The organism is Streptococcus intestinihominis, from assembly GCF_046824975.1.
Classification (GTDB): domain Bacteria; phylum Bacillota; class Bacilli; order Lactobacillales; family Streptococcaceae; genus Streptococcus.
The window spans coordinates 178817-181531 of record NZ_JBKQBL010000003.1 but is presented as its reverse complement, the minus strand read 5'-3'; the positions used below and the strand labels follow the sequence as shown (position 1 = coordinate 181531).

The following is a 2715-nucleotide window of genomic DNA, read 5'->3' as shown; positions in this document are numbered from 1 at the left end:
CTAGTTGGAGGCGAAAGGCCATTGTATGGGTTCACCAGCATTTCCCCCAGCCCATGAGTCACTACATGACAGGTTTGCTTTTTGGTTTTTTAGATGTAGAGTTTGAAGAAATGAGTCAGCTGTATTCGAACTTGGGGATTATCCATCTGTTCGCTTTATCGGGTATGCAGGTTGCCTTCTTCCTAGATGCTTTTCGGCGCTTCTTTCTCCGATTGGGACTGGAGCAGGAAAAGGTTGCCTACCTCCTCTATCCATTTTCGCTTCTTTATGCTGGAATGACAGGCTTTTCGGTTTCGGTCGTTCGAAGCCTCTTACAGAAACTCCTGGCCCAGGCTGGGCTCAAAGGAATGGAAAATATGGGAGTCACTCTCCTTTTATTACTCCTTCTTTTACCGTCCTCCTTGTTGACTGCTGGAGGTCTCTTATCCTGCGCCTACGCCTTTATATTGACTCTAACCTCTTCCGAAGAGGAGAAGGAGGGAATCCGAAAAGTCATCAAGGAGAGTCTAGTGTTAACACTAGGGGTTCTTCCTTTTCTCATTTTTTTCTTTGGAGAATACCAACCCTGGTCCCTTCCTCTAACCTTTATTTTTTCTCTCTTATTTGACCTTCTGTTGTTGCCAGGACTGAGTGTCGTCTTTCTCCTTTCTTTTCTTTATCCCTTGACCTTCTGGAATCCTTTCTTCGTCTGGATGGAAAAAAGTATGGAGTATCTAGCGAGCTTCACTAGTCAATCCTTGGTTTTTGGACAGCCAAGCATCTATTTTTTCATCTTGTTATTGTGCTTGCTAGCTTGCCTCTATGAGATACGAAAGGTTAAGAAGTGGCGATACCTGTTTTTACTCTTAGTATGCTCTGTGTTTGCCATCGTGAAGCATCCTTTAGAAAATGAGATTACCATCATTGATATTGGTCAAGGTGATAGTATTTTGTTGCGTGATTGGCGAGGGAAAACTATCTTAATTGATACAGGAGGAAAAGTGGACTTTGGCCAAAAGGAGGAATGGAAAAAGCGAAGGTCTACTAGCAATGCAGAACGGACCCTGCTCCCTTATCTCAAAAGCAGGGGGATTGACCAGATTGATCATATGATTCTCACGCATACTGACACAGATCACATGGGAGATTTGGAAGTGCTTGCGACTAAGGTTAGGATAAAGGAAATAAATATTTCTAAGGGAAGTTTAAAAAAAGGCTCTTTTGTCCGTCTGCTCAAACGATTGAACTTACCGGTAAAAACGTTGGAGGCTGGTGATCAATTGTCGATCTTTGATGGGCGTGCAGAAGTCCTCTATCCGGTAGAAGTAGGAGATGGGAGTAATAACGATTCCATTGTTCTTTATGGTCGCTTTTATGGGTGGTCCTTCCTTTTTACAGGAGATTTAGAAGAAGAAGGGGAAAAGGCCTTGTTAGCCCGATATCCTCAACTGCGCGTGGATGTCCTAAAAGCAGGCCACCATGGTTCTAAGGGATCTTCTCACCCTGCCTTCTTAGAGAAAATCCAAGCAAAAATTGCCTTGATATCTGCGGGCGAAAAAAATCGTTACCAGCATCCTCATCAGGAAACTTTGGAGCGCTTCAAAGAGTTAAAAATGCCTGTTTTTCGTACAGACCAGCAAGGAGCGATTCGTTTTAGAGGGTGGAATCAGTGGACGATTGAAACCGTTCGATAAGAGCTGTTTGATTTCTAGCTTGAAAATTGCTATGATAAAGTCAAGGAAATGAGGTTACAAGTATGAAATCATTACAGTTGTTTTGGATGCAATATGCTGATTTTTCAAGAAAATCAGATAGAAAAGAATTTTGGATTAGCCAAGCCTGGCATTTATTATTTACCAGTCCATTTTGGATTTACCAATTGGTCTTACTCTTTTCAAATTCGAAATCAGAGGAAGACGTGATTCCCTTGACCGGGATGGACGTTTCAGCTTGGTTCAGCATCTTTTTTCTCCTTTATCTCTATCTTATTTTTGTTCCCCAGCAAGCAGTAGTCGTTCGGCGATTGAGAGATGCAGGTTTTCATTGGTCTTTGATTTTCCTATTTCTAGGTCCTATCTTGCTCTACCTTTTATCTCCTATTTCCATTTTTTTAGTCTTAGCTCTTGCAGGCTTGCTCTGCTTGGCTTGTCTCTTGGTCCTTCCAAGTGCTAGACTTGCACAACCGGACCAGAATGCTTCTTCAGGATTTGCTTCGACGAGTCCCGTGGTCTCTTCGCCAAGTATGCCATCCTATTTGATGGATCCCAACAGTTTTTCAGCTATTCCCCAGATTGTTTCGGCTCCACCAACTCCACTAGAGAAAGCACCTCTTGAAAAGAAAATGGAATCGGAACAGATCCAGCATCAGTTTAGAGAGTGGAATGAGGTACCTTCAGAACATGCAGGCTTTACAAACAATTAAAAAAATCAGTGCTGAGAACCTTCCTCCAATCCTGGTTCTATCAGGAGATGACATCGGTCAGTTTGAGTGGATGAAAGAGCAACTTTTTAAGAAAGTTGGCTACGATTCATCTGATTTGAACTATTCCTATTTTGACATGAAGGAAACAGCTTATGCAGAGGTCGAGCTTGACTTGGTCAGCCTTCCATTTTTTGCGGACGAAAAAATAGTGATTTTGGATCATTTTGTCGATGTGACGACCGCAAAAAAAAGATACCTGACGGATGATGAATTGCAGTCCTTTGAAGGATACTTATCGGCACCTTTAGAAACGA

The 2715-nt window shown here is 42.4% G+C and carries 2 protein-coding genes and 1 pseudogene; all 3 read left to right on the top strand.

Annotated elements, in window-relative coordinates; genetic code table 11:
* Positions 1-1673 (top strand): DNA internalization-related competence protein ComEC/Rec2 (locus ACLOR3_RS06005; protein ID WP_412037072.1); only part of this gene is annotated, 1673 nt, incomplete at its 5' end.
* A gap of 62 nt (positions 1674-1735) precedes the next feature.
* Complete coding sequence (locus ACLOR3_RS06000) at positions 1736-2401, top strand: DUF805 domain-containing protein (RefSeq protein WP_129822241.1); 666 nt, start codon at positions 1736-1738, stop codon at positions 2399-2401.
* Positions 2379-2715 (top strand): annotated as a pseudogene (locus ACLOR3_RS05995) (DNA polymerase III subunit delta); the annotation flags it as partial. The gene ACLOR3_RS06000 and the pseudogene ACLOR3_RS05995, both read left to right, overlap by 23 nt.

Bases quoted from the DNA above. Each gene is read 5' to 3' on its own strand.
- ACLOR3_RS06000 (WP_129822241.1), top strand. From the start codon at position 1,736: ATGAAATCATTACAGTTGTTTTGGATGCAATATGCTGATTTTTCAAGA.